This window comes from Mycobacterium sp. WMMD1722 (assembly GCF_049315205.1).
In the GTDB taxonomy this organism is placed as follows: domain Bacteria; phylum Actinomycetota; class Actinomycetes; order Mycobacteriales; family Mycobacteriaceae; genus Mycobacterium.
This window is the reverse complement of sequence record NZ_CP186056.1, coordinates 572771-592967: the sequence shown is the minus strand read 5'-3', so window position 1 is coordinate 592967 and position 20197 is coordinate 572771. Positions and strand designations below refer to the sequence as shown.

The window sequence follows — 20197 nt, the reverse complement described above, 5'->3', positions numbered from 1 at the left end:
CATCCGGCGCCACCTGATCGCGTCGGTGGCGTGCGGTGTGGTGCTCAGCGCGGCGACCATCGGCTCGGCGATCCTCACCGCCCACATCGTCGCCGGGGTGATCACCGAATCCGGCGCGCGGGCAACGGCGCAGTGGCTCCCCGCTCTGGGGTTGCTCGCAGCGCTGTGGGCCCTGCGGGCGGCCGCCCAGGCCGTGCAGGGCCGGCTGTCACAGCGGGGCGCGAGCGGGGTGATCGCCGACCTGTCGGACCAGGTGCTGCGGACCGTCACCGCGCTGCCGCCGCGCCGGTTGGCGACGGTGCGTGATGACGCGGTGGTGGTGGTGACCCGCGGCCTCGACGGGTTGCGGCCGTACTTCACCGGCTATCTTCCGGCCGTGTTCCTGGCGGGGATCCTCACTCCCGCAGCAGTTCTGGCGATCGCTGTGACCGATTGGCGATCGGCGGTCATCGTGGTCATCGCACTTCCGTTGATCCCGGTGTTCATGGCGCTGATCGGGCTGGTCACCCGCGACCGTTCGGCCGCGGCACTGGCGGCGATGACGACACTGCAGTCCCGGCTCCTCGATCTGGTCGCCGGGATCCCCACCCTGGGTGCCCTGGGCCGGGCCACCGGCGCGGCGGATCGGGTGGCCGAACTATCGGCCGCACACCGCCGCTCGGCCATGGCCACCCTGCGGATCGCGTTCCTGTCCGCACTGGTCCTCGAACTGCTGGCCACCCTCGGCGTCGCCCTGGTGGCCGTCGGCGTCGGGCTGCGCCTGGTGTTCGGCGACGTCACCCTCGTCGCCGCGCTCACGGCGCTGCTGCTGGCGCCCGAGGTGTTCTGGCCGTTGCGCCGGGTCGGCGTGGAATTCCATGCCGCACAGGACGGCAAGACGGCGGCCGAGCGGGCGCTCCGGCTGCTCGACACCGCCACGCAGACCCCGGCCGGGGACCGGATCATTCCCGATGCAGAGGCGGTGATCCGCCTCGAGGACCTCTCAGCCGACCTCGAGCCGGGTCGCGTCACGGTGCTGACCGGGCCGAACGGCTGCGGTAAGAGCACCACGCTGACGGCGATCCTGGGACTCAACCCGCCGCTGCACGGCCGGATCACGGTGGCCGGCATCGACGTCGCCGACCTCGAACCGCGGGCCTGGTGGCGTCAGGTCGCCTGGCTGGCGCACCGTCCCGTGCTGGTGCCCGGCACCGTAGCCGAGAACCTCGAGCTGTTCGGTCCGCTGACCGACCTCCGAACCGCATGCCGCGATTCAGGTTTCGACGAGGTGCTGGCCGAACTGCCCGACGGTCTGGACACCGTGCTGGGGCGTGACGGCACCGGCCTGTCTCTCGGTCAGCGGCAACGGCTCGGCCTGGCCCGTGCGCTGGGCTCGGGCGCGGCGGTACTGCTCCTCGACGAGCCCACCGCGCACCTCGACGCCCGGATGGAACGCCGCGTGCTGCGGGCGATCTCGGCGCGCGCCCGCGCCGGGGCCACCGTGGTCGTGGTCGGCCACCGAGAGTGCGTGCTGGACATCGCCGATGCGGTCGTGACGATCGGCGGTGACGTCCGTGTCGCCCGATGAGCTGCGCTTCACCCTGGATCTGCTGCGGCCGCGGCTGCCCCGGCTGCTCGGCGCGGTGATGCTGGGAGTGCTGTCCCTGGGCAGCGCACTGGCGCTGGCCGGGATCGCCGCGTGGCTGATCACCCGGGCCTGGCAGATGCCGCCGGTGCTCGACCTGTCCGTCGCGGCGGTCGCCGTGCGGGCGCTGGGCATCTCGCGCGGTGTGCTGGGCTACTGCCAGCGCCTCGCCGTCCACGACACCGCGCTGCGCGCGGCAGGCGAGGCCCGGACCGGTCTGTACCGCCGGCTCGCCGCCGCCCCACCGGATGTCGCGATGCGGCTGAACAGCGGGGAGCTGGTCAGCCGGATCGGGTCCTCGGTCGACGAACTGGCCGAGGTCATCGTGCGGGCGGTGCTGCCGATGGCGGTGGCGGCGGTACTCGGTGTCGCGGCCGTCGCGGTGCTGGCGGTGATCTCGCCACCGGCGGCCGTCGTGCTGGCGCTGTGTCTGCTGGCGGCCGGGGTGGTGGCCCCGGTGGTGTCCGGGCGGGCTGTCGCCGCCGCCGAGGCGGCCGGGGTCGCCGCGCATGCGCAGCGCGACGCGGCCGTGGTACTCGCCCTGGACCACGCCGCCGAACTGCGCGTCAGCGGTCGGCTCGAGTCGGTGATCGCCGAGGCCGCGCAGCGCAGACACGCCTGGGGCGCCGCGGCCGACCGCTCCGCTGCCCGGTCCGCACGTGCCGGCGCCGTCCCGACCGCGGCCACCGGCGTCGCCGTCATCGGCGGCGCGTGTGCTGCGATCGCCCTGGCGGGCGGCGTTGCACCGACCACCTCGGCGATCCTCATGCTGCTGCCCCTGTCGGCCTTCGAGGCGACCGCGGCGTTACCCGCCGCCGCGGTCGCGCTGAGCCGGTCCAGGATCGCCGCGCGCCGGCTCGCCGACCTCGTCGAACCGGACGCCGCCGGACGCCGCCGCCCCGCGCTCACACCGGTGCCGCTGCGCCGTGGCGACCGGGTGCTCGTGACGGGTCCGAGCGGATCCGGTAAGACCACCCTGTTGATGGCGATGGCCGAACAGCCCGACGGCGCGGCCGGCGCCCGCGCGTTCTTCGCCGAGGATGCGCACCTGTTCTCCACCACCCTGCGGGACAACCTGCTCGTCGCCCGGGGCGACGCGTCGGACGCCGAACTGCGGGATGCGCTGCGCCGCGTCGGACTCCTGCCGTGGCTCGAGCAGCTGCCCGAAGGGTTGTCCACGGTGCTCACCGGCGGCGCCGCCGCGGTGTCGGCCGGCCAGCGCCGCCGGCTGCTCCTGGCCCGAGCGCTGGTGTCCGCGTTCCCGGTGGTGCTGCTCGACGAACCGACCGAACATCTCGACGCCGACGACGCCACGCAGATCCTGACCGATCTGCTCACGCCCGCAGCGCTGTTCCCGGCCGAACGGACGGTGGTGGTGGCCACCCATCAGAGACCCCCCGATCTGGACGGCTATCAGCAGGTCCGAACAGCGGATTAGCGGGTAACGTCACGGTCCATGACCGAGCCGGACAAGCCCGAACAGACCCCGTCGGTGCCGCCCCCTCCGCCCCCGCCGGACCCCGCACAGCAACAGCCCTATCCGCCGCAACAGCAGCCCTACGGCTACGGTGCGGCGCCGGGCGGATACCCCCCACCCCCGCAGGGCGGATACGGGGCGGGTGCGCCGGGTGGCTATGGCTATCCGGGCTATGGCGGCCCGGGCAGCCCCGGTGGGTACGGCGGCTACGGCGGGTACGGCGGTGCGCCCGCACCGCAGGCCCCGAAGAACGGGATGGGCATCGCCTCGCTGGTCGTCGCGATCATAGCGCTGCTGTCGGTCTACGGCGGTGTGCTGCTCGGCATCGTCGCGGTCATCCTCGGCGTCGTCGGCCGGGGCCGCGCCAAACGCGGTGAGGCGACCAACGGCGGTGTCGCGCTGGCGGGCATCGTGCTCGGCCTGCTGTCGATCATCGTGGCGATCGTCGCGATCGTGCTCACGGTGCAGTTCGTCAAGGAGGTCGGCGGGACGGATCTCTACGACTGCCTGCAGCAGGCCGGTAACGACTCCGCCGCCCAGCAGCAGTGTCAGGACGAGTTCCAGCAGAACATCGAGGACCAGTTCAACATCTCGCTGACCCCGTCCCCGTAGCGCCGTGCGGCGGGTGACGTATTCGCTGACGGTCTCCCTCGACGGCTACACCACCGACCCGGACGGCGGGCTGGGCTGGGGCGCGCCGGACGACGAGGTGTTCGCGTTGGCCACCGACGAGGTGCGCGGTCTCGGCGTGCATCTGCTGGGCCGGCGGCTCTACGAGACGATGCGGTACTGGGAGGACGCGGAGCGCAACCCGGCGCTCGACGAGGCCGAACGCGACTTCGCCGCGCTGTGGAACGCGCTGCCGAAGGTGGTGTTCTCCCGCACGCTGACGACGGTGCACGGCAACGCCCGCCTGGCCACCGGCACACTGGCCGAGGAGATCGCCCGATGGCGCGCCGAGCCCGGGACCGGGAACATCGGCATCGGGGGTGCGACGCTGGCCGCCGAGGCGGCCGCCGCGGATCTCATCGACGAATACCGGGTCAGGGTTTGTCCGGTCCTGCTCGGCGGCGGCCTACCGTATTTCGCGCGGCAGGAACAGCGCGTGGACCTCGAGCTGCTCGAGACCCGGACCTTCGACTCGGGTGTGGTGTTCCTGCACCACCGCGTGGTGCGTCAGCCGCCCGGGAAGTACTTGACGATGCCTTCCTGAACAACCGTGGCCAGCAGTGCGCCGGACCGATCGAAGAAGTGGCCCCGGCCCAGACCCCGGGATTCCGCGGCCACCGGCGACTCGGTGGAGTAGAGCACCCACTCGTCGAACCGCACCGGACGGTGGAACCACACCGAGTGGTTCATCGTCACCGCGAAGATCCGGTCGAACCCCCACGACAGGCCGTGTGTGGTGATGATCGAGTCGAGCACGGTGGTGTCCGAGGAATACACCAGCGCCGCGGCGTGCAGCACCGGGTCCTCGGGCATCGCGCCCACCGTCTTGAGCCAGACCCGGTTGTGCTCCAGGCGTCCGCCTCGGTCGCGCATCACCCACGCCGGATCGTTGGTGTATCGCCATTCGATGGGCCGCAGCGCACTGACGAAATGCGGCACGGTCTGCTCGTAACCGCGTAGCAGCTCGTCGATGCCGGGCAGCTCTTCCGGTGCGGCGACCTCGGGGGGCGCGACGCTGTGTTCGAGTCCGCGGCCGCCGTTCATGTAGGACACCAGCGCGGTGGTCAGCACCTCGTCGTCCTGACAGACGTCCACCCGCCGGTTGGCGAACCGGCGTTCGTCCCGCAGCCGCGTCACCCGGAACTGCAGGTCGCGGTCCGGATCTCCACCGGCGATGAAGTGCACCGACAGTGCGCTGGGCGCGATGCGGTGGGCCAGCGTGCGACCGGCCGCCACGAACGCCTGGGCCATCATCTGGCCCCCGAAGGTACGGACCGGGTTACGGCTGGGATGACCGCCGACGAACGTGGTGTCGTCGACGCGCCGGAGATCGAGCACGGCCAGCAGCTCGTCGAAGTCCGCTGCCGACACCCGATGACCTCCCTGGGTCAGACGTCGTCCTCGCCGATGCGGTGGACGTGGATCAGATTCGTGGAGCCTACTGTGCCCGGCGGGATACCCGCGATGACCACCACGAGGTCGCCCCGCTTGTAGCGGCCCAACTCCAGCAGCGATTTGTCGACCTGGCGGATCATGCCGTCGGTGGTCTGGATGTGCGGGACGATGAACGTCTCGGTACCCCAGCTCAGCGCCAGCTGACTGCGGACCTCCGGCAGTGAGGTGAACGCCAGCAGCGGCAGCGTCGTGTGCAGCCGCGCCAGCCGGCGCACGGTATCCCCCGACTGGGTGTAGGCGACCAGCGCCTTGGCGTCCAGCCGCTCACCGATGTCGCGGGCGGCATAGGAGATGACGCCGCGTTTGGTGCGGGGCACATGGGTCAGCGGCGGGACGACGACGGAGTTCTCCTCGACCGCGACGATGATGCGCGCCATGGTCTTCACGGCCTCGAGGGGGAACTTCCCCACCGAGGTCTCCCCCGACAGCATCACCGCATCGGCGCCGTCGAGGACGGCGTTGGCGACGTCGGAGGCCTCCGCGCGGGTGGGCCGTGAGTTCTCGATCATCGACTCGAGCATCTGGGTGGCGACGATGACGGGTTTGGCGTTCTCCCGGGCCATCTGGATGGCCCGTTTCTGGACCAGCGGCACCTCCTCGAGGGCCAACTCGACACCGAGGTCACCGCGGGCGACCATGATCGCGTCGAAGGCCAGCACGATGGCCTCGAGATTGTCGACGGCCTCGGGCTTCTCCAGCTTCGCGATGACCGGCACCCGGCGCCCGACGCGGTCCATCACCTCGTGGACGAGTTCGATGTCGGCCGGTGAGCGCACGAACGACAGCGCGATCAGGTCGACGCCGAGCCGCAGGGCGAACTCCAGGTCGTCGATGTCCTTCTCCGACAGGGCCGGGGCCGAGACGTTCATCCCGGGCAACGACATGCCCTTGTTGTTGCTGACGCGGCCACCCTCGGTGACCTTGCAGATGACGTCGTTGCCCTCGATGGACTCGACGACCAGTGCGACATTGCCGTCGTCGACCAGGACCCGGTCACCGGCCTGGGCATCCTCGGCGAGGCGCTTGTAGGTGGTCGAGACCCGGTCGTGGCTGCCCTCGCAGTCCTCGACGGTGATCCGCACGGTTTCGCCGGTCTCCCACACCGTCGGTCCGTCGGCGAACCGGCCGAGCCGGATCTTGGGCCCCTGTAGGTCGGCCAGGATGCCGACGGCGTGTCCGGTGCGGTCCGAGGCGGCACGCACCCGCTTGTAGTTGGCCTCGTGGTCGGTGTGCTCGCCGTGGCTGAAGTTGAGCCTGGCCACGTCCATACCGGCCTCGACCAGCGCTCTCACTGCGTCTTCGGTGCCGGTCGCCGGGCCGAGGGTGCAGACGATTTTCCCGCGTCTATTCACTCGTCTCATCGTAGTCGTTGATCGATTCAGAGGAGGGCTGAGGTTCACGCCGGCCGACTCACACGACGGCGAGCGGGATCGCCCCCGGCCGGACCGGTGCGGGGAGGTCCGACTCCCCCATCAGGTAGGCGTCGACCGCGTGCGCGGCGCTGCGGCCCTCGGCGATCGCCCAGACGATCAGCGACGCCCCGCGGTGGGCGTCGCCGCAGACGAACACCCCGGGCGCGTCGGTCTGCCAGTCCGACCCGCAGGGCAGCGCCCCGCGGCGGCTGAGGCTCAGTCCGAGCCCCTCGAGCAGCGGCATGCGTTCGACCCCGTCGAATCCGATGGCCAGCAGCGCCATATCGCAGGGAATCTCGATCCCCTCGCCGACCGGGGTGATGCGGCGGGCGCCGTGGTCGTCGCGCTCCACCTTCACCTCGGCGATCTCGACGGCGCGCACCCGGCCGTGTTCGTCGCCCAGGAAGCGCTGAACGGCCACCTGATAGCGGCGGAGGCCGCCCTCGGCATGCGCCGGCGACAACCGGGTGCTCAGCACCAGCGGCCAGGTGGGCCACGGGGTGCGGGTGTCGTCGCGGATCTGCGGCGGTTCGGGGTTGTAGTCGAGCTGGGTGACCGACGTCGCGCCCTGACGGTGCGCGGTACCCAGACAGTCGGCACCGGTGTCGCCGCCGCCGATGATCACGACGTGTTTGCCCGTCGCCGAGATCGGCGATGGGCCGTCGCCCTCGCACTCCCGGTTCGCCGGCACGAGGTGCTCCATCGCCAGGTGCACACCCTCGAGGTCACGGCCCGGCACCTCGGTGTCGCGGGCGCGCAGCGCTCCGACCGCGAGCACGACGGCGTCGTACTGGGCGCGCAGCTGCTCTACCGGCACGTCGACGCCGACCTCGGTCTCGGTGACGAAACGGGTTCCCTCCGCGCGCATCTGCGCCAGCCGCTGGTCGAGCACCGACTTCTCGAGCTTGTACTCGGGGATGCCGTAGCGCATGAGTCCGCCGATGCGGTCGTCGCGTTCGAAGACGGTGACGTCGTGTCCCGCGCGGGTGAGCTGCTGGGCGGCGGCCAGACCGGCGGGCCCCGAACCGACGACGGCGACCCGTTTACCGGTGCGGATCGAGGCCGGCTGCGGCTCCACGAAACCCTGGGCCCACGCCTGTTCGGCGATGGTGTTCTCGATGCGTTTGATTGTGACGCTGCCGCCGGTGTGCTCCTCGCTGATCGACAGCACGCAGGCCGCCTCGCACGGGGCCGGACACAGCCGCCCGGTGAACTCCGGGAAGTTGTTGGTGGCGTGCAGGCGTTCACTGGCGGCGTCCCAGCGGCCCCGGCGCACCAGATCGTTCCATTCCGGAATCAGGTTGCCCAGCGGGCAGCCCGCAGAACCGGAGTGGCAGAACGGTATTCCGCAGTCCATGCAGCGGCGGGCCTGCTGGGATACCTCGCCGGCGCGCTGCTGCGGATCCTGGCGTTCGTAGACCTCCCGCCAGTCGCCGACCCGTTCGTCGACCGGCCGCTTGGCGGCCTCGACCTTGGGCACCCGAAGAAATCCGGTGGGATCAGCCACGGCTGGCCTCCATGATCGCGGTGTCGACGTCACGCCCTTCGGCCTCGGCCATCCGGGTCGCCTGCAGGACGCGCTGATAGTCGGTCGGCATGACCTTGGTGAACTGGGCGCTGCGGCGCGGCCAGTCGGACAGCACCGAGGTGGCGACGGTGCTGCCGGTGTGGTGGGCGTGGCGGGCCACCACGTCGTGCAGCCAGGCCAGATCCTCCGGTTCCAGCCGCTGCAGTTCGACCATCGCCGGGTTGACCTTCGCCGGATTCAGGCCCAGCACGTAGGCGATACCGCCCGACATGCCCGCGGCCATGTTGCGTCCCACCGGACCCAGCACCACCACACGGCCGCCGGTCATGTACTCGCAGGCGTGGTCGCCGACTCCTTCGACGACGGCCAGTGCGCCGGAGTTGCGGGCACAGAACCGTTCCCCGGCCCGGCCGCGCAGGAACACCTCACCGGAGGTGGCGCCGTAGAGCAGCGTATTGCCGGCGATGACGTTGTCCTCCGGCAGGAACAGCACGTCCTCGGGTGGCCGGACGATGACCCGACCGCCCGAAAGGCCCTTACCGACATAATCGTTGGCGTCACCGACCAGAGTGATCGTGATGCCGGGCGGCAGAAAGGCGCCGATGGACTGGCCGGCGGATCCGGTGAGCGTGATGTGGATGGTGTCGTCCGGCAGGCCCGCGGCGCCGTAACGGCGGGTCACCTCGGCACCGAGCATCGTTGCGACCGTGCGGTTGACGTTGCGGATCGGTAGTTCGAGCCGGACCGGGTGCGCGTCTTCGAGCGCACCCTCGGCCAGCGCGATGATCGTCTGGTCGAGCGCTCGATCGAGCGCGTGGTACTGCTCTTTGACCTTGCGCCGCTGGGTCGGCCCGCCGTGGTGGTCGGCGGGCGTGGCGAAGATCGGGGTCAGATCCAGCCCGTGGCTCTTCCAATGGTCGACGCCTTCGGCGGTGTCGAGCAGTTCGGCGTGGCCGACGGCTTCGTCGATGCTGCGGAATCCGAGTTCGGCCAGATAGCGGCGGATGTCCTCGGCGACGAAGCGGAAGTAGTTCTCCACGAACTCGGGCTTGCCGTTGAATCGGGCCCGCAGTTCGGGGTTCTGGGTGGCGACCCCCACCGGGCAGGTGTCGAGGTGGCAGACCCGCATCATGATGCAGCCCGACACCACCAGCGGCGCGGTGGCGAACCCGAACTCCTCGGCGCCCAGCAGTGCCGCCACGATGACATCGCGCGCGGTCCGCATCCCGCCGTCGCACTGCACGGTGATGCGATCGCGTAAACCGTTGAGCACCAGGGTCTGCTGGGCATCGGCCAAGCCGATCTCCCACGGCGCGCCCGCGTGTTTGAGGCTGGTCAACGGGGCCGCCCCGGTGCCGCCGTCGTTGCCGGAGATCAGCACCACATCCGCATGTGCCTTCGACACGCCCGCCGCGACGGTGCCCACCCCGACGCTGGAGACCAGCTTGACGTGGATACGCGCGCGGTCGTTGGCGTTCTTGAGGTCGTGGATCAGCTGTGCGAGGTCCTCGATCGAGTAGATGTCGTGGTGTGGCGGTGGCGAGATCAGTCCGACGCCCGGTGTGGAGTGTCGCGTCTTGGCGATGTTCGGGTACACCTTGTATCCCGGAAGCTGGCCACCTTCACCGGGTTTCGCACCCTGAGCCATCTTGATCTGGATGTCGGTGGCGTTGACCAGATAGTCGCTGGTGACGCCGAACCGCCCGCTGGCGACCTGCTTGACGGCGCTGCGGCGGCGCGGATCGTAGAGCCGGTCCACATCTTCGCCGCCTTCGCCACTGTTCGACCGCCCGCCGAGATTGTTCATCGCGACGGCCATGGTCTCGTGCGCCTCGGCGCTGATCGACCCGTAGCTCATGGCGCCGGTGTTGAAGCGGGTGACGATGGCCTCGACGGGTTCCACCTCGTCGAGCGCGACGGCCGGGCGCAGGCCCTTGCGGAACTCGAAGAGCCCGCGCAGCGTGCCGCCCTCGCGGGACAGCCGATCCACCTCCTCGGAGTACTGCCGGAACACGTCGTAGCGCCCGGTGCGGGTCGAATGCTGGAGCAGGAACACCACTTCGGGGGTGAACAGATGCAGCTCGCCTTCCCGCCGGAACGCGTACTCGCCCCCCACCTCGAGGCGACGGTGCACCCGCTCGGTGGGGTTCTCCGGATAGGCGCGCCGGTGCCGGAGCTTGACCTCCTCGGCGATCACGTCGAGACCGATGCCGCCCAGCTGGGTCGGGGTTCCGGTGAAATACTCGTCGACGACGTCGCGGTCGATGCCGACCGCCTCGAACGCCTGCGCGGCGGTGTACGAGGCGACGGTGGAGATCCCCATCTTGCTCATCACCTTCATCACCCCCTTGCCGAGGGCCTTGAGGTAGTTGCGCACGGCGGCGGGTGATTCGATGCCGGTGAGCTCACCCTCGCGGACCAGATCCTCGATCGATTCGAACGCCAGATACGGGTTGACGGCGGCGGCGCCGAAACCGATCAGCATCGCCACGTGGTGGACTTCACGGGCGTCGCCGGTCTCCACCACGAGCGCGACGGTGGTGCGTTGTTTGGTACGCACCAGATGGTGGTGCACCGCCGACACGGCCAGCAGCGACGGGATCGGTGCGCGGGTGTGGTCGGAGTCGCGGTCGGAGATCACCAGGGTGTGGGCGCCGTCGGCGATGGCATCACAGGCGCGGTGGCGCAGTTCGTCGAGGGCCTCGGCGAGCCCCTCACCCCCACGCTCGACGTCGTAGAGCGCCTTGAGCACCGCGCTGCGCAGGCCGGGGTGGTCACCGTCGTCATTGATGTGCACGATCTTGCTCAGCTCGTCGTTGTCGAGCACGGGCCATTCGAGCAGGATCTGACGGCACGACGCGGCGGTGGGCGCCAGCAGGTTCTGTTCGGGCCCCATGATGCGCGCCATGCTGGTGACGACCTCTTCGCGGATCGCGTCGAGCGGTGGATTGGTCACCTGGGCGAACAATTCGACGAAATAGTCGTAGAGCGAGCGTGAGCGCTGCGAGAGGACGGCTGGCGGGGTGTCGGTGCCCATCGACCCCAGTGGTTCGGCACCGGAGGCCGCCATCGGGGTGAGCAGGATGCGCAATTCCTCCTCGGTGTAGCCGAACGCGATCTGGCGGCGCACGACCGAGTCGTGATTGGGCTGTACCCGCGCCCGCTCGGGCAGCGTCGACAGCTCGAGGAGGCCGGCGTGCAGCCATTCGCCGTAGGCTTCGGCCGTCGACAGTTCGCTCTTGATCTCGTCGTCGGACACGATGCGCCCGGCGGCGGTGTCGATCAGCAGCATCTTGCCCGGCTGCAGCCGGCCCTTGGCCACGATGTGGGCCGGCTCGACGTCGAGCACCCCGCTCTCACTGGCCAGGATGATCCGGTCGTCGATGGTGCGCCACCACCGGCCGGGCCGTAACCCGTTGCGGTCCAACACCGCTCCGACCAGGGTCCCGTCGGTGAAGGTGACGCATGCGGGGCCGTCCCACGGCTCCATCAGTGATGCGTGGAACTGCCAGAATGCCCGCTCGACGGCCGGCATGGCGGCGTTGTTCTCCCACGCCTCGGGGATCATCATCAGCACCGCATGGGGGAGGCTGCGGCCGCCGAGGTGCAGCAGTTCGAGGACCTCGTCGAACGATGCGGAATCCGACGCGTCCGGGGTGCAGATCGGCGAGAGCCGGGTGACGTCGCCGGGAATGTTCGCGGTGGCGAGCATGGCCTCCCGGGCGTGCATCCGGTTGCGGTTACCGCGCACTGTGTTGATCTCGCCGTTGTGGGCCACGAACCGGAACGGGTGGGCCAGCGGCCAGGACGGAAACGTGTTGGTGGAGAAGCGGCTGTGCACGATCGCGATCGCGCTGGTGCAGCGTTCGTCGCGCAGATCGGGGAAGAACAGCGGGATCTGGACCGTGGTCAGCATGCCCTTGTAGGCGATGGTGCGGCTCGACAGCGACGGGAAGTAGACCCCGGCGACCCGCTCGGCGCGCTTGCGCAACGGATAGACCCGCCGATCGAGGTCGATGCCACCGGGCCGCGCACCTGCCGGCTGCGGTGCCGACACGAACAATTGGGCCATGAACGGCATACAGCCCAGCGCGGTGGCACCCACGTCGGCGCCCGTCGGATCGACGGGCAGCCGCCGCCAGCCGAGCACCTCGAGCCCTTCGTCGGCGGCGATGGCCTCTACCTGCCGGATCGCTTCGGCCCGGTCGGCCGGATCTGTTGGCAGGAAGCAGTTTCCGGCCGCATAGGTGTTACAGCCGTCGGCGGTGGGCGCCGGCAGCTCGAAATCGACGACGGCGGCGAACAGTTCGACGGGCAGCTGCAGCAAGATACCGGCGCCGTCACCGCTGTTGGTCTCCGCCCCGGCGGCGCCACGGTGGTCGAGGTGCTCGAGTGCGACCAGCGCATCGGCGACGATCGAATGCGACCGGCGACCCCGGATGTCGGTGATCATGGCGACGCCACACGAGTCTTTCTCGTGTTCGGGGTCGTACAGACCCTGGGCGCCGGGCAAAGCCGAGAAGAGCATGGCGAACGCCTCCGCAGTCGTGATCCTGGGGTGGTGGGACTGCGGCGGCCCGAGGAACCGAGTGTATCAGCGCAGCTGGCGGAACTACCCGGTGAGAAGTGTCGGCACCAGCGGAAATCCCGGCAGATTACGCACGACAGTCCAGGCGACGACCGCAGCGACGACCACCACGACGGCCGGCGCCGGCAGCACCGTCTCGCCTCGCCGGCGCCGGAGCAGAGCCCACAGCGCCAGCAGCGGGAGGCCGACGAGCAGGAAGACGTTGTCGGTGGCGGCGGCCGCGAGATCGCCGTGCAGCAGGTCGTGGGTCATCCGTAGTCCGCCGCAGCCCGGGCAGAACCAGCCCGTCAGATGAAGGAATGGGCAGGGCGGCGCGATGAAACCGGGCCGGTGCGGGTCGGCGAGGGCGACGTAGCCCAGCGCCCCGGCGAACAGGACGCCGGGGCCCACCGCCATGACGCGCGACGTCGTGGTGCGTCGCGCAGGCTCAGGAGCCATCGCGCAGCGGGAGCCCCTGGGAGTCGCGGACCTTGTCGGTGAAGATGAGGATCGCGTCGACGATGCCCCAGATCACGGCGCCCAGGCCGCAGGTGACCAGCCCCACGACCAACTGGGCGATACCCAGACCGGTCTGTCCGAGGTAGATGCGGCCGATGCCGACCAGACCCAGCAGACCCAGCAGCTGCAGCAGACCGGCGATCAGTTTGGACTTCTCCGAGAGGGGTTCGCCGGTGATCGGGTGGCGGCCGTAGGGCGCCGAGGGGTCGTAGTACGGCGGCGGATAGGCCCCCGGCGGATAACCACCCTGCGGATAACCACTTTGCTGATAGCCACTTTGCTGCGGATACGGCGGCGGATAGCCCTGGCCGGGTGGCACCGATGCTGCGGGAGGGGGCGGGGTGCCTTCGGGATTGCTGCTACCGAACTGCGAAGGGTCGGTCATGCTGCCCAGCATGCCAGACCCCCACCCCGGTGATAAGGAGGAAAACCGGAAAGCACCTATCCTTGCCCAGGTGGGAACCGCCCGATCGCGCAATGCGCCGCAGACGCGCGCCGACATCCTCGCCGCGGCCAGACGCCGGTTCGGCTCCGACGGATACCAGGGCACCACGATGCGCGCGGTCGCCGCGGACGTCGGCGTGGACCCGGCACTGATCATCCGGTACTTCGGCAGCAAGCAGGAGCTGTTCGCCGAGGCCGCCGAGTTCACCATCGACCTGCCCGACCTCGGCGCGCTGGACCCCGCCGACGTCGCCGACGCACTGCTGTCGCGGTTCTTCGCGGTGTGGGAACAGGACACCACGTTCGTGGCGCTGCTGCGGGCGGCGATGACCAGCGAGACCGCCGCGGACACGCTGCGGCGAGTCTTCGCCACGCAGGTGGCGCCCGCACTGGCCGCCGTCACCCCGGACCATCCCGCGCAACGGGCCGGGCTGATGGGTGCTTTCGTCATCGGCTTGGCCACCACGCGCTATGTGCTGGCCAATCCGGCGGTGGCCGATCTCGGCCACGACGAGCTGATCTTCTGGAGCCGCCCGGTGATCCACCAGCTGCTGCTGGGCCCGTACGAGCAATAGCCGCACCACGACCCCGCCGGCAACCCCGCCCGACCTAAAAGTCACCAACTGTTGACATCGCCATGCCCTCGGCATAACGTGCTAAGTCATCAGTCGTTGACATCTGGTCGCGAAGGGGATCCCGATGACGAAGCCAGTCCGGAACCGTTCAGTTCTGCATCGGGTCGCCGATCTCGCGCTCACCGCGCCCCGACGGGTGATCATCATGGCCGCGGTGATCGCCGCGGCCGCCGCGCTGTTCGGCGTCCCGGTCGCGAAGTCCCTGTGCGCGTGTGGATTCGACGACCCTTCGGCCGAGTCGGCCCGGGCCACCGCGCTGCTCACCGAGGGCTTCGGCCAGGGTTCGACACAACTGCTGATCTCGGTGTCCAGCCCGGCCGGCCACCGCAGCGACAACGCCCGCCGCGTCGCCGAGGAGATCATCGGTGAACTCGACCGGTCCCCCGATGTGGTGACCGTCGACTCCGCGTGGACCGCACCCGCCGCCGCAGGACTGGTCAGCGAGGACGGCCGCACCGGGCTGATCGTGGCCGGGATCGCCGGAGACCAGACCCAGGCGCAGCATGCCGCCGCAACGCTGGCCGATCGGGTGGCCCGCGACCGCGACGGCATCACCGTGCGCGCCGGCGGACCCGCGATGGTCGACGTCCAGATCACCGAGCAATCGCAACGAGATCTGCTGCTGATGGAGTCGCTGGCCATTCCACTGAGCTTCCTGGTCCTGGTGTGGGTGTTCGGCGGACTGCTCGTCGCGGCGGTGCCGGTGGCGGTCGGTGCGATCGCGATCCTGGGTGCGCTCGCGGTGCTGCGCGCGGTGACCCTGTTCACCGACGTGTCGATCTTCGCCCTGAACCTCAGTGCCGCACTGGGTCTCGCGCTGGCAATCGATTACACACTGCTGCTGGTGAGCAGATATCGCGACGAGATCGGCGATGGCGCCGGCCCCGCGGACGCCGTGGTCACCACGATGGTCACCGCCGGCCGCACCGTGCTGTTCTCGGCCACCATCGTGGCGCTGTCGATGGCCGCGATGGTGGTCTTCCCGATGCACTTCCTCAAATCGTTCGCCTATGCGGGCGTGGCGACGGTCGCCTTTGCCGCCCTGGCCGCGTTGCTGATCACGCCGGCGGCCATCGTGCTGCTCGGCCACCGGCTGGCCCCCCGCACCACGACCGGCACCCGGCCGGTGCACCGGCAGTTCCTCTACCGCTGGACGGGGACGATCATCCGGCGCGCCGTGCCGAGCGCACTGGCCGTCGTCGCGCTCCTACTGCTGCTCGGCGCCCCGTTCGCCGGGGTCCGGTGGGGATTCCCGGACGACCGGGTGCTGCCCGCCGGCACCTCGGCACACCAGGTGGGCGATCAACTACGCGACGAGTTCGCCCATGACGCAGCGACCACGGTCACCGTCGTGCTCCCCGACGTCGCGGGTCTGAGCGGTGCGGATCTCGCGGCCTACCGCGACGAACTGGCCCGCGTCGCCGAGGTGTCGGCGGTCTCGCCGGCCACCCGGCGACACGACGGGGCGTTCCTGACGGTGTCGAGCACTGCCCCGCTGTTCTCCGACCGCTCGCAAGCGCAACTCGACGCCCTGCACGCGGTGGCCGTCCCCGGCGGACGCGAGGCGCTGTTCACCGGGACCGCCCAGACCAACCGCGACAGTGTCGACGCCATCACCTCCCGGTTGCCGCTGGTGCTCGGACTGATCGGCGCGGTCATGGTCGTGCTGCTGTTCCTGCTGACCGGCAGTGTGGTGATCCCAGTGAAAGCCCTTGTGCTGAATCTTCTTTCACTGTCAGCGGCGTTCGGTGCCATGGTCTGGATCTTCCAGGACGGCCACCTGGGCGGACTCGGGACGACACCGACCGGAACGCTGGTGGCCAACATCCCGGTGCTGTTGTTCTGCATCGCCTTCGGCCTGTCGATGGACTACGAGGTGTTCCTGGTCTCGCGGATCCGCGAATTCCGGTTGGCCGGGGCCGACAACGACACCAGCGTCGCGCTCGGCATCGCCCGCACCGGTCGTGTCGTCACCGCCGCGGCGGTGATCATGTCGATCTCCTTCGCGGCGCTCATCGCCGCCGAGGTGTCCTTCATGCGCATGTTCGGCCTGGGCCTGACCCTCGCCGTCATCGTCGACGCCACGGTGGTCCGGATGGCGCTGATGCCGGCCTTCATGCACCTGCTCGGCCGCTGGAACTGGTGGGCACCCGCATGGTCGACGCGGCTGCACGACCGGTTCGGTCTACGCGAAAGCCCACCTGCCATCGAACAACAACCCCTCGAAAAGGAGAGCATGTCATGAGTGTGATCAGCGCGGTGCGTGGCGAGGTCCCGCAGTACCGCTACACCCAGTCCGAGGTGACCGAAGCGCTGATCGCGCTACCGGGTTACGGTCCCTACGCCGAGGCGATCCGGACGCTGCACCGCAGCGCGCGGGTCGACTCACGCCACATGATCCTGCCGCTGGAGCAGTACGCCGCCGTCACCGATTTCGGCGCCGCCAACGACCTGTTCCTCGAGCACGCCGTCGATCTGGGCGTCGCCGCGCTGACCGGCGCCCTCGACGACGCCGGCATCAGCGCCGAGCAGGTCGACGTCATCTACACCACCACCGTCACCGGCATCGCGGTGCCCTCGCTGGATGCCCGCATTGCCGCACGCGTCGGTCTTCGCCCCGACGTGCGCCGGGTGCCGATGTTCGGGCTGGGCTGCGTGGCCGGCGCCGCCGGCATCGCCCGCCTGCACGACCACCTCGCCGGGCACCCCGACCATGTCGCCGTCCTGGTCGCCGTCGAACTGTGCTCCCTGGTGGCCAAGACCGACCCCACGATGGCCACGGTGGTGGGCAGCGGCCTGTTCGGTGACGGCGCGGCGGCCGTCGTCGCATTGGGTGACCGGCGCGCCGAGCACGCCGAGGGCCCCGAGATCGTCGACTCCCGTAGCCACCTCTACCCCGACTCGCTGCGCACCATGGGCTGGGATGTCGACACCAGCGGGCTGCGTCTGGTGCTCTCCCCCGACGTCCCCGCGGTGGTGCGGCGCCACCTCGGTCAGGACGTCACCGGATTCCTGCGCACCCACGACATGACGGTCGGCGACATCGGCACCTGGGTCAGCCACCCCGGCGGACCCAAGGTCATCGAGGCCATCACCGCGACCCTCGGTCTGCCCGATGATGCTCTGGAACTGACCTGGCGCTCGCTGGCCGAGGTCGGCAACCTGTCCTCGGCTTCGGTGCTGCATGTCCTGCGCGACACCATCGCCAAACACCCGCCCGCCGACACACCCGGACTCATGATGGCCATGGGCCCCGGCTTCTGCTCCGAACTCGTCCTGCTGCGGTGGCGCTGACCCATGGTCTGGTATTCGCTCCTGGTCGGCGCGATCGGCGTCGAACGCGTCGTGGAACTCGTTGTCGCCGAACGCAACCGACGGTGGAGCCGGGATCGCGGTGGCACCGAGTACGGCCGGGCGCACTATCCGACGATGGTGGTGCTGCACGCCGGACTGCTGGCCGGATGCCTGCTCGAGGTCGGGTTGCTACACCGGCCGTTCGTCCCCGCGCTGGGGTGGCCGATGCTGGCGCTGGTGGTGGCCGCCCAGGCGCTGCGCTGGTGGTGCATCACCACGCTCGGGCGTCAGTGGAACACCCGGGTCATCGTCGTGCCCGGCGCCGCGCGGGTCGACGCAGGCCCGTACCGCCTCATCCCGCACCCCAACTATGTCGCCGTCGCGGTCGAAGGCGTCGCGCTGCCACTGATGCACGGCGCATGGCTCACCGCACTGGTGTTCACCGCGCTCAACGCGGCACTGCTGCTCGTCCGGATACGGGTGGAGAACGACGCGCTGGCGGTGCTGCGATGATCGACCTGCTGGTCGCCGGTGGCGGCCCGGCCGGATTGGCGACGGCGATCCACGCGGCCAGGGCCGGACTGGACGTCCTGGTCGTCGAACGCCGCGCCGGGACGCTGGACAAAGCGTGCGGCGAGGGGATGATGCCCCACACCATCGCGCATCTGCGCCGTTTGGGGGTGGCTCCCCCCGGGGTGGCGCTGCACGGAATCGCCTATCTGGACGGCGCGCGGCGGGTCGACGCGACGTTCCGCTCCGGCGCGGGGCTCGGGGTGCGCCGGACGGTTCTGCACGCCGCGCTGCGGGAGGCGGCCACCGCGGCCGGGGTGCGGATCGTGCGCGGTGACATCGGCGCGGTGTCCCAGGACGCCACATCGGTACGGGCCGGTGATCTGCGGGCGCGCTATCTGGCAGCCGCCGACGGGTTGCACTCACCGATCCGGCGGTCACTGGGCCTGTCGGTGCCGTGCCGCGCTGCGCGCCGGTGGGGTATCCGCCGCCACGTTCAGATGGCCCCGTGGACCGATCGGGTCGAGGTGCACTGGGCACCCGGCGGTGAGGCCTATGTGACGCCGGTGGCCGCCGACTGCGTGGGCGTCGCCATCCTCAGTTCCGGCCGCGGCGGCTTCGACGCTCACCTGGCCGCATTCCCCGCCCTGCTCGAGCGGGTGCACGACCGCCCCCGCGGCGCCGATCGCGCCGCCGGACCGCTGCGGCAGAACGCCCGCAGCCGCGCCGCCGGACGGGTGCTGCTGGTGGGCGATGCCGCCGGCTACATCGACGCGCTCACCGGGGAGGGGCTCGGGATGGCGTTCGGCGCCGCCGAACTACTCGTGCAATGCGTTGTCGCACAGCGCCCCGACGCCTACGACGCCCAATGGCGGGCCTTCACCCGCCGCCACCGGCTGCTGACCGCGGGGCTGGTGCGGGCCGGCTCTGTGCCGCTGCTGCGCTCACACATCGTGCCGGCCGCGCGGGTCCTGCCCGCGGTGTTCGCCGGTGTGGTCAACCAACTCGCGGCCTGATCCGTCCGCGTACCTCGAAAGGACCCGATATGGAACTGTCCCCTCGTTCGTTTCTCACCGCGGGTATCTCGCTGACCGCGGCCACCGCCGTGGCATTCACCCCGCTGGTACTCCCGCCGCCCGCACCCGGGGTGAGCGTCCCCGAGGTGTCGGTGTCGGAGGTCCGCCTGGCGGTGACCTCGGCGCAGATCGGCGCGCTGGCCGGTGTTCCCGGCCGGGCGCTGATCGGGGTGGTCGGCACCATCGTGCGCACACTCGACGGCAGCTTCACCGCCCTGATCGACGCCACGAACGATCCGACGGGCACCGCCGCGCTGAGCATCCTCAAGACGTTCTCGGTCGACGCGTTCGCCAAGCTCGAGGAGAATCTCACCCTCGGCAATGCGGTGATCACCTCCACCGCAACCGAAGTCGGCGATCTGGTGGCGAGCGCGGTGAGCGGGTCACTGCGCCACCTCGCCGACGGCGACCTCCCCGCCGCCGGCCTGCTGCTGGCCGGCCATGGTCTGGCGATCGTGCAGGCGCTCGGTGATGCCGCGTTCGAACTGGTGCGCATCGCGGTCGGTGAGGTGACCTTTCAGTTCAACAACGCGGTCACCCGGCTCGGCGAACTGGCGAACACACTGGCCGGCGCCTCCGGCAGCCCGCTCGCCGAGACCGCCGTCGCCGCCGTGCAGACCGTCGCGCCGGCTCCGGCGCGCACCGTGTTCGACGGGGGTTCACCCGTGGCGGTCACCACCGTCGACGTCGCGCACACCGGCTTCGACACCGTCGTGGGAGGACGGCGCCGGACGGTGCAACCCGTCGACCGATCAGACACCACCGCACCGCAATCATCGGGTCCGACAACCGGATTCGTCGATATCGAGCGACCGGCGGTGGACCGGGCCGTCAGGGACGTGCCCGCCGGGAAGGAACCCGTGCGGCGGGGTGCCGAGGTGGCGACCCGGCGCACCGGCGTCGAGGCGGGGACCCGGCCGGCGACGGCGGCGAATGTGACGACCGGCACCGACCCGGGTGCGGGAGTCGGCGTCGGACGCTGAGGCT

The 20197-nt window shown here is 70.3% G+C and carries 16 protein-coding genes; 10 read left to right on the top strand and 6 right to left on the bottom strand.

The window, feature by feature from the left end; translation table 11 throughout:
- The first annotated feature begins 1 nt into the window (after position 1).
- Genes cydD through ACN27E_RS02740 form a run of 4 tightly spaced genes read left to right on the top strand, consistent with a single transcriptional unit; the run spans position 2 to position 4314 of the window.
- Positions 2-1567 carry a thiol reductant ABC exporter subunit CydD gene (cydD, locus tag ACN27E_RS02755; protein WP_422749558.1) on the top strand — a complete coding sequence of 522 codons (1566 nt, stop codon included), beginning with the start codon at positions 2-4 and terminating at the stop codon, positions 1565-1567.
- 58 nt (positions 1568-1625) lie between these two features.
- A complete protein-coding gene (locus ACN27E_RS02750; protein ID WP_422749555.1) occupies positions 1626-3062 on the top strand; it encodes an ATP-binding cassette domain-containing protein in 1437 nt (478 codons plus the stop codon).
- Between the two features lie 18 nt (positions 3063-3080).
- Positions 3081-3713, top strand: a complete 633-nt coding sequence (locus ACN27E_RS02745; RefSeq protein WP_422746488.1) for a DUF4190 domain-containing protein — start codon at positions 3081-3083, stop codon at positions 3711-3713.
- 13 nt (positions 3714-3726) lie between these two features.
- Positions 3727-4314 carry a dihydrofolate reductase family protein gene (locus ACN27E_RS02740; protein ID WP_422746487.1) on the top strand — a complete coding sequence of 196 codons (588 nt, stop codon included), beginning with the start codon at positions 3727-3729 and terminating at the stop codon, positions 4312-4314.
- Here the strand turns inward: ACN27E_RS02740 and ACN27E_RS02735 are convergent.
- From ACN27E_RS02735 to ACN27E_RS02710, 6 genes are all read right to left on the bottom strand, one after another.
- The gene (locus ACN27E_RS02735) at positions 4278-5141 is read right to left on the bottom strand and encodes an acyl-CoA thioesterase II (protein WP_422746486.1); all 864 of its coding nucleotides are present in this window, start codon (positions 5139-5141) and stop codon (positions 4278-4280) included. The genes ACN27E_RS02740 and ACN27E_RS02735 overlap by 37 nt on opposite strands.
- Before the next feature lie 17 nt (positions 5142-5158).
- Positions 5159-6577: a pyruvate kinase gene (gene pyk, locus ACN27E_RS02730; RefSeq protein WP_422746485.1), complete on the bottom strand. Its 1419-nt coding sequence runs from the start codon at positions 6575-6577 to the stop codon at positions 5159-5161.
- A gap of 58 nt (positions 6578-6635) precedes the next feature.
- Positions 6636-8144 (bottom strand): glutamate synthase subunit beta, encoded by a 1509-nt coding sequence (locus ACN27E_RS02725; protein WP_422746484.1) that lies wholly within the window; start codon positions 8142-8144, stop codon positions 6636-6638.
- The gene (gene gltB / locus ACN27E_RS02720; protein WP_422746483.1) at positions 8137-12693 is read right to left on the bottom strand and encodes a glutamate synthase large subunit; all 4557 of its coding nucleotides are present in this window, start codon (positions 12691-12693) and stop codon (positions 8137-8139) included. Before gltB ends, ACN27E_RS02725 begins: the two co-directional genes overlap by 8 nt.
- An 84-nt stretch (positions 12694-12777) precedes the next feature.
- Positions 12778-13191 carry a DUF2752 domain-containing protein gene (locus ACN27E_RS02715; RefSeq protein ID WP_422746482.1) on the bottom strand — a complete coding sequence of 138 codons (414 nt, stop codon included), beginning with the start codon at positions 13189-13191 and terminating at the stop codon, positions 12778-12780.
- On the bottom strand, positions 13181-13636 hold the full coding sequence (locus ACN27E_RS02710; RefSeq protein ID WP_422746481.1) for an NINE protein: 456 nt from the start codon (positions 13634-13636) through the stop codon (positions 13181-13183). The genes ACN27E_RS02715 and ACN27E_RS02710 overlap by 11 nt, the downstream gene beginning before the upstream one ends.
- Positions 13637-13706: 70 nt before the next feature.
- Here ACN27E_RS02710 and ACN27E_RS02705 point away from each other — a divergent pair, with 70 nt between their 5' ends.
- From ACN27E_RS02705 to ACN27E_RS02680, 6 genes are all read left to right on the top strand, one after another.
- Positions 13707-14270: a TetR family transcriptional regulator gene (locus ACN27E_RS02705; RefSeq protein WP_422746480.1), complete on the top strand. Its 564-nt coding sequence runs from the start codon at positions 13707-13709 to the stop codon at positions 14268-14270.
- A 124-nt stretch (positions 14271-14394) separates the two neighbouring features.
- Positions 14395-16575: an MMPL family transporter gene (locus tag ACN27E_RS02700; protein WP_422746479.1), complete on the top strand. Its 2181-nt coding sequence runs from the start codon at positions 14395-14397 to the stop codon at positions 16573-16575.
- Complete coding sequence (locus ACN27E_RS02695; protein WP_422746478.1) at positions 16572-17624, top strand: type III polyketide synthase; 1053 nt, start codon at positions 16572-16574, stop codon at positions 17622-17624. Before ACN27E_RS02700 ends, ACN27E_RS02695 begins: the two co-directional genes overlap by 4 nt.
- A 3-nt stretch (positions 17625-17627) precedes the next feature.
- Complete coding sequence (locus ACN27E_RS02690; protein WP_422746477.1) at positions 17628-18137, top strand: isoprenylcysteine carboxyl methyltransferase family protein; 510 nt, start codon at positions 17628-17630, stop codon at positions 18135-18137.
- Positions 18134-19150: an NAD(P)/FAD-dependent oxidoreductase gene (locus ACN27E_RS02685; RefSeq protein ID WP_422746476.1), complete on the top strand. Its 1017-nt coding sequence runs from the start codon at positions 18134-18136 to the stop codon at positions 19148-19150. The genes ACN27E_RS02690 and ACN27E_RS02685 overlap by 4 nt, the downstream gene beginning before the upstream one ends.
- A 29-nt stretch (positions 19151-19179) precedes the next feature.
- Positions 19180-20193, top strand: coding sequence for a hypothetical protein (locus ACN27E_RS02680; protein WP_422746475.1), 1014 nt, complete (start codon positions 19180-19182; stop codon positions 20191-20193).
- Positions 20194-20197 lie beyond the last annotated feature (4 nt).